At 45.3% G+C, this 8,020-nt stretch carries 5 protein-coding genes; 3 read left to right on the top strand and 2 right to left on the bottom strand.

The window, feature by feature from the left end; genetic code table 11:
• Positions 1-483 precede the first annotated feature (483 nt).
• On the top strand, positions 484-783 hold the full coding sequence (locus ACJ751_RS10050; protein WP_407745357.1) for a hypothetical protein: 300 nt from the start codon (positions 484-486) through the stop codon (positions 781-783).
• A gap of 250 nt (positions 784-1,033) precedes the next feature.
• On the opposite strand, the gene rpiA is transcribed toward ACJ751_RS10050, so the two are convergent.
• Both rpiA and ACJ751_RS10040 read right to left on the bottom strand, forming a co-directional pair.
• Positions 1,034-1,717 carry a ribose-5-phosphate isomerase RpiA gene (gene rpiA / locus ACJ751_RS10045; RefSeq protein ID WP_407745356.1) on the bottom strand — a complete coding sequence of 228 codons (684 nt, stop codon included), beginning with the start codon at positions 1,715-1,717 and terminating at the stop codon, positions 1,034-1,036.
• Between the two features lie 179 nt (positions 1,718-1,896).
• Positions 1,897-2,961, bottom strand: coding sequence for a LacI family DNA-binding transcriptional regulator (locus ACJ751_RS10040; protein ID WP_407745355.1), 1,065 nt, complete (start codon positions 2,959-2,961; stop codon positions 1,897-1,899).
• A 517-nt stretch (positions 2,962-3,478) separates the two neighbouring features.
• Here ACJ751_RS10040 and ACJ751_RS10035 point away from each other — a divergent pair.
• Positions 3,479-6,700 carry a SusC/RagA family TonB-linked outer membrane protein gene (locus ACJ751_RS10035; protein WP_407745354.1) on the top strand — a complete coding sequence of 1,074 codons (3,222 nt, stop codon included), beginning with the start codon at positions 3,479-3,481 and terminating at the stop codon, positions 6,698-6,700.
• A gap of 50 nt (positions 6,701-6,750) precedes the next feature.
• Positions 6,751-8,020, top strand: a 1,270-nt coding sequence (locus ACJ751_RS10030; RefSeq protein WP_407745353.1) for a RagB/SusD family nutrient uptake outer membrane protein, incomplete at its 3' end; no start/stop codon positions are given.

The raw sequence follows: 8,020 nt of genomic DNA, 5'->3' as shown, positions 1-8,020 counted from the left end.
TCGGTGCCGGCTAGTTTGTTTTTATTCATGGGCTTTTTAGATCTGATATAGCCCAAGTTACGAAAATTGCATCTGTTTTAGTGAGGGGGAAGTTGACCAGTTGACCAGTTAACCAGTTGACCAGAAAATGCAAGTTGATAAGGGTGATGGAGTTGAGAAAGGGACGAGTAAGAGGGTAGGAAGTTGACGGGTTGACAAGTTAAAAAGGAATACAAATAAAAAGAGCCCAGGCAGTTTAAACACCTGGGCTCTTACATATGATTGTGATGCCTCATCAACCTGTCAACCCCCTTATTACTATGTCCCATCCTAAGGTTATCTTAAGGTTATCCTAGGGTCATCCTAGGGTTATCTTAGGGTTTAAACCCTGGGATGAACCTGAGATAACCCTGAGAATACCTTAAGAAAACCTAATAAAATAAGGTCCCATAAAGAGGGTATATGAAAAGTATTTTATATATTTAGGTACAAAAACTACTGTTTATGGCAATAAGTAACAGCGTGTTGTTAAAGTTGCTTTCGGGCCAGATGAATAAAGAAATTGTGTTCAAGCAATATGGCGACAAAACCGTCATAAGCAAGTATCCCGATATGAGCAAGCGCACCTTCACCGACAAACAATTGCAGGTGCAGGAAAAGATGTATGAGGCCCATTATACTGCAAAAGGGATCATGGCCAATGAAGAACTGGCCAGCGCCGCACAGGTACGCCTGAACGTTACGCGGAATAAACTGTATACGGCTTTAATTAAGGAATATTTCAAAAGCCAGAAGGAAGGCTGAAGGCCCTCCTACGCTAAAGCTTCGGCGGGCGAAGCGGAGGGCAAAGATGGCTCGCGAGAATGTAACATTTCTCACTATTCTCATTTCTCACACCTTTCATCTCTCGCCGCATTATCAACTTTATCAACCCTATCAACGTTATCAACCTCCTACTTTATACCTCCTAACTTTCTTCCTACTAGTTAACTTGTCAACCTGTTAACTTGTCAACTTGTCAACTCGTCAACTCGTCAACTGGTCAACTGATCAACTACTTATGCATCGTCTCCGTTCTTCCATCAGGAAACCCAATCAACGCCAGATCCGCCATATTTACAAACAAGCCATTATCAACAATTCCGGGAATGCCGTTGAGCTCGTACGTTAAAATATCGGGATTTTCAATTTTTCGGAAGGGGCAGTCGAGGATATAATGACCGTGGTCTGAAACAAAGGGTTGATCGTCCAGCATGCGTAAGACGGGTTCAACCTGGTAGGTTTCGCGGATCTCGCGTTGAACTTGTTTCCAGCCAAAGGGTATCACTTCCAGGGGTAAGGGAAATTCTCCCAGATGTTGCACCAGTTTGGAATGATCGGCCAGGATGAGCAGTTCGCGGGAGGCTGCGGCTACCATTTTCTCCTGAAGAAGGGCGCCACCGCCGCCTTTTATCATTTGCAGGTTGGGGTCAATTTCATCGGCGCCATCGATAGTAAGATCTATGAAGTTTACGTCATTCAGTTCGGCCAGGGGGATGTTTTGCTGGGCAGCCAGCGCGGCCGTTTTTTTCGAGGTGGGAATAGCCTGGAACAATAGCCCTTTTTTTATACGTTTACCCAGCTCCATAATAAGCCAGTAAATCGTAGAGCCTGAACCAATACCAACTGTCATGTTATTTTGAACCAGTTGAGCAGCCTGTTTCGCTACCAACTGCTTGATCTCTTCCTGCGTAAGCATAAGGTGAAGATAATTTTTAAAATTGTTATTCTAAAGGGATTAAAAAAATGTTCCACCCATGTCAAGCTTGGTGTATCATTTAATCGAAAAAGTGTATGGTAGAATGTAATTACCGTACGAAAAACCGCCAAAGATAGATGATGAGAAGGTCGGTTCTGATTAATAATGAAGTATTTAGATCAATCCTGCGACTGCTGACTTCCCTTTAGGGCTGGGGCGTGTTCCGACGATTCCCTGGTAAACAGCTCCGTATCAAGGATCCGGGTTTCAAACTCGGTAACCGGGCGCTTGCTTTCAATAATAGAAATAAGCAACTCCGTGGCTGTCTGTCCCATATCGAAGGCCGGCTGGCGAACGGCCGAAAGGGGCGGATTGAACAGTTCGGCAATATTGGTATTGGTAAAACCGATCACGGAAATATCCTCGGGAATCTTTTTGCCGGTGGCTTTCAGGGCCGTAAGGCAGGAGGTGGTAATACGGTCGCTGGCCGTTAAAATAGCATCCGGCTTTTGGCGGGCGTTGAACATTTTCTGGATCTCATCCTGAATTTCTTCATAGATCATTCCGCCGTGCAGGGTGTAATGTACCAGCTTTTCATCATACGGCAGGTTGTTCTTTTTTAGCGCCTCCTGGTACCCCTGCAATCTTTCTTTGGTAATGCTCAGGTTAGGGGAGTTGGTGATATGCGCAATACGGGTGAACCCTTTATTTATAAGATGCTGGGTAGCATCAAAAGCGCCCTTTACATTATTGGCCGTAACCTTGTGGGTGTTTATTTCATCGGTTATGCGGTCAAAGAAAACGATGGGTAAACCTTTGTCGTGCAACTGTTTCAGGTGCGAAAGGTCAATGGTTTCATTCGATAGGGATACCAGCAACCCATCTACCGACCGCGAAGCCAGGTGTTGAATGGTTACCTTTTCCCGTTCGTACGATTCGTGGCTCTGGGAAATAATAACGTGGTACCCGCGGTTGTAGGCTATGGATTCAATTCCATTGATTGCTTGCGAGAAAAACGTATTAGCAATTTCGCTGACCACCACGCCGATCGACCGGCTTTTGCGTTCTTTCAGGCTCAAAGCGATCGGGTTAGGCCGGTAGTTGATCTTCTCGGCGTATTCGAGAACCAGTTTTTTTGTCTCCGGACTAATTTCATAGCTACCGCGCAATGCACGCGATACGGTAGAAGTTGAAAGTCCCAGCGCCCTGGCAATATCCTTTATGGTTACAGTTTCAAATTTCACTTTGTGGCAGCAAAATACCGAAAAATTGTCTCTTTTAGTAGGGTTTGCTTCCTTTTGAAATCGTTGTCGGGAACGATTGCATAGAAAAAGACGGGAAGAAAGCGAATTATTTGAAAATATCTGGTTAGAATTGAATTAGAATAGTCGCCGGCTACATTGTTATTTTCTCATACATGTTGATCGCTGGTATTGATTTTTGTCTCCCGTTGACGTACTTACCTTCAGCGTTACATTTCGCATACATACATTACTGTTAGTTGACAAGTTAACAAGTTGACGAGTTAACAAGTTAACGAGGTAGAAGAAGCCCTCTGCGTTCTGACTTCAGCGTTAATTATTTACATCGTTTCCGGGAACGATTGCATAGAAAAATGCATGTGGAATCTGCCATTTTAAAAAATACCTCACTATCATTGACATTGGAATTAACTTAAAGAACGATTGTCATTATTACTATATACAGGCGAAAATGCCTAAAAGAGTCCTGTATATATAGAACCCCAAAACGAACTGCCATATGACCACAAGAATTACGTTTGTAGTCCTTTCCCTCATTTTGCCCATTTTCTTATTTGCACAATCAAGACAGATAAAAGGAACGGTCACCGATGACAAAGGTGCGCCTGTTTCCGGTGTAAGTGTGATTGTAAAAGGCACGCACAACGGCACCACAACAGATGGAGCTGGTAAATTTATTTTTACCATTTCCGGTGAATCAGGAAAGGTTACGTTGATATTCAGCTACCTGGGTTATAAACAGCAGGAAGCAACTGCCGATGGCACCAACCCCGTCACCATTTCACTGCAAAAAGAAGACAACAGTCTGGATGATGTAGTGGTGATCGGTTATGGAACCGCGAAGAAAAAAGACCTGACCGGCTCCGTTTCTTCCGTGAGTACAAAAGACCTGAAAGACGTACCGGTAAATACAGTAGCAGAAGCGCTGGCAGGCCGCCTGGCCGGTGTGCAGGTAACCACTACCGAAGGCCGTCCCGGCGCCGACATCCTGGTGCGTGTACGTGGCGGTGGTTCTATTTCACAGGACAACTCGCCCCTGTATATCGTAGATGGTATTCCGGTTGATAACGCGTTGTCGCTATTGGCGCCACAGGAAATTGAAAGCATCAACGTGTTGAAGGATGCGGCTTCTACTGCCGTATATGGCGCCCGTGGCGCCAACGGTGTGGTAGTGATCACCACCAAAGGTGGTAAGGATATGAAGACCCGCGTATCGTACGACGGGTATGCCGGTGCAAGAAAGATCGTGAAAACGCTGGATGTGATGAACCCGTATGACTATGCCATGTACCAATACCAACGTTACAATGGCAGCCCCGATGATCGTGCTACGTTTGCAAAAACCTATGGCCGCTGGGACGATCTTGACATTTATAAAAAGATGCCTTTTACCAATTGGCAGCATGAGGTGTTTGGACGCAATGCCATGAATAATACGCATGTAGTATCACTGACAGGCGGTTCAAAAGCAACCACCTTTAACCTGAACCTCAGTAATAGTAAAGAAGACGGTATCATGTTGGAATCCGGCTATCGGCGTACACTGGCTTCCTTCAAATTCGATCATCGCGCTACCGATAAATTACGCATAGGGTTTAATGCCCGGTACAGCCGCCAGCGGGTTGATGGCGTAGGTACATCGAGCACGGGATCACAAGGCACTAACCGGTTACGTAATGCTGTAAGGTATAAACCATTTGTCGCTCCCGGAGAAGAAGGTAATAACACGGTCGATGAGTTTGATGCCGATTACGCCAATCTTACCAACCTCACCAACCCCGTAATGCTGGCGCATAATGAATTGAAATACGATTACCGCAACGATGTAATTTTTAATGGCTATGCCAGCTATGATATCGTTCCCAACCTTACCGTTAAATCGGTATTTGGCATAACAGCTAACAATGCCAAAACCAACATTTATAATGGCCAGGTAACCAGTGTGGCGCGCCAAAATGCCAACATGCCGGTGGTAAATATCAATACCGGTGAGAACTTTACACTTACCAGCTCCAACACGATCACGTACAAACAAATACTTGGCGATCATAAGTTCGATGTGCTGGTTGGCCAGGAAATTTATCAAACCAGATCAACTACGTTTAACAGTACTCAAAAGTGGATCCCGGTTGACCTTACCGTTGACCAGGCCTTTGCGGGTATACAAAAAGCCACCCCGCCTTCTGGTCAGATACAGGACCCGCCAACAACTTCGGAATTAACAAACAAACTGATCTCTTTCTTTGGCCGGGCAAACTATTCTTACAAAGACAAGTTCCTGTTAACAGGTACATTGCGGTACGATGGTTCAAGCAAATTCCTGTATAAAAATGCGTGGGGCGCCTTCCCGGCGTTTGCAGCCGCCTGGCGTATTTCGCAGGAACCGTTTATGGAGAACATTTCTTTTATTTCTGACCTGAAATTAAGGGCCAGTATGGGTACAGCAGGTAATAACCGCATCGATAACGATCTGTTCAGAACAACCTTCGGCACCAATACCAGCAGCTATGCATTTGAAGAAGCAGTAACGCCCGGTATTGCGCCTATGGCTTATGCCAATCCCAAGTTAAAGTGGGAAACAACCGTTTCACGTAACCTGGGTTTGGATTTCACCATCTGGCAGAACCGCATCAATGGATCTGTCGATTATTATTATAACACCAGCCGCGATCTGTTGCTGACCGTGATAGTGCCTCCTACTACAGGTTGGCCCAGTCAAACACAGAATATTGGTAAAACACTCAACACAGGTGTTGAATTGCAGCTGGCCGCCAACATCATGAACACAAAGAATTTTAGCTGGAACGCTTCCTCTAACATAGCACACAACCGAAATGAGGTCCGGAGCCTGGGCCTCGACCCTTTGGGTAACCCGTTAAATTCTTACCTGGTTCAATCGGGCTGGGTAAATTCAATGAACGATTTCAAGGTAGAAGTGGGTAAACCCATTGGCCAGTTCTATGGTTATGTGACCGATGGTTTTTATACCGTTGATGATTTTAATTACAATGCCTCTAACCAAACATATACATTAAAATCAGATGTGCCTAACAGCAGTGCTGCCGCATTAGGTAACCGGGCGCCACAGCCCGGCGATCTGAAGTTGAAAAAATTATCCAGCTCAAAAGACATGACCATTGGCGCCGATGATATGACCGTATTAGGCAATGCACAGCCGAAATTCACCGGTGGGTTGAACCAGCAGTTTACCTACAAAGGATTTGACCTGAGTGTGTTTGTAAACTGGTCAGTTGGCGCCAAAGAGTACAATGCCAATGCACTGGAATTTACCACTACATATCAATATAAAGACAACAACATGCTGGCCATCATGAACGACCGGTATAAATTGTTTGATGAGAATGGCAACAAGGTAACCGATCCGGCCACGTTAAGCGCCATGAATGTGAACGCTAAATACTGGACGCCTTCATTGGGTAACTATTTTCTGCATTCATTTGCCATTGAAGATGCATCCTATCTGCGCATTCAGAATTTAACTATTGGTTATTCATTACCACAAAGCCTGTTGCAAAAAACAAAAGTGTTTTCAAGGTTCAGGATATATGCAACCGTGAACAACCTGTACACATTTACAAAATATACGGGTTACGATCCGGAAGCCAATACCCGTCGCAGCAACCCGCTTACGCCGGGTATCGATTATGCGGCATACCCGCGCAGCCGGTTCTTCCTGGGCGGGGTAAATGTTAGCTTTTAATAATGAACCTGATAGATAAAGAATTAGGAGAAAGCACAAAAAACAGTCTAATGAAAAAGATCATTTTAAATATATTACTCGCTGTAGCCCTCGTTGGTTTAACTACAGCGTCGTGCAAAAAATATTTGACCGTCGATTCACCCTCTACCCTTACCCAGGAGTCGGTATTCAGCAGCGTATCCAATATGAACTCGGCTGTGATCGGAATTTATGCCATGTTGATTGGCGATAATGGGTATGGAAACCGCCTTTCGTCTTTGTTTCCGCAATCGGCCGATGATATGAAAACCTCGGGCGACTACAGTCCATTGGATCGCCGGGGTATCAGTTGTTTTGGCGCCAGTCCCGATAATTCCGATCTGCCCAATCCGTTTAATCAGTTATTCAAGGGAATTGAAAGGGCGAATATCTGTATTAAGTATATCCCTACATCAGAATTATATATTAATGGAACCGATGCGCAAAAAGCGACCCTGCAAAAATTATATGGTGAAGCGTTGACGCTCAGGGCGCAGTTCTTTTATGAAGCCATCCGCAACTGGGGCGATATGCCCGCCGAGTTTGAACCTGCCGCCGACATGTCCAACGTTTACCTGCCCAGAGTTAGTTCAGATACGTTGTACGATAAGTTACTGGACGATCTGAAAATTGCAGCAGACCTGGTTCCCTGGCGCACACAATCGCCCGATCAAAATCTCAGGCTTACCAAAGGTGCGGTAAAAGGCCTGCGGGCAAGAATTGCGTTAGCGCGTGGTGGCTATTCACTTCGGCTCGAAACGCACAGGAATGAGCGCCGTGCCGATTATAAAAAATACTACCAGATCGCTTTTGATGAATGCAAAGAGATCATTGCACACCCCGAACAACATACATTGAACCCGGTATATGAAAATATCTTTAAAACCCTGCATACAGCCACCCGACTCGATGATGCGCATGAGCTGATGTTTGAAGTAGGGGCCTTCGGCGGTAATGCGTCAACCGATAGTAAGCTGGGTTATTATAATGGCCTCCGGCTCAGCGCCAGTTCAAAATTCGGCGGCGCTGGAGGCGGTATCAACCCCCTGCCTACATATTTCTATGAATTCGATTCTATTGGCGATTGCCGTCGCGATGTAACCATCAATATGTTTGAAATTGATACAGCCAGTAAAAAGCTTATGAACATAGCCACTACCATGACCGATGGCAAGTTTAGAAGATCATGGACCAACATAACAGGCACATCGCAAAACCTGGCCATCAACTGGCCCATCCTGCGCTTTGCAGATATTCTGTTGATGTATGCCGAAGCGGACAATGAATTGAATAATGGACCCT

This window comes from Niastella sp., assembly GCF_045805085.1.
In the GTDB taxonomy this organism is placed as follows: Bacteria; Bacteroidota; Bacteroidia; order Chitinophagales; family Chitinophagaceae; genus Niastella.
Note: the sequence above shows the minus strand (reverse complement) of the source record. Positions and strands in the feature narration are given on the sequence as shown.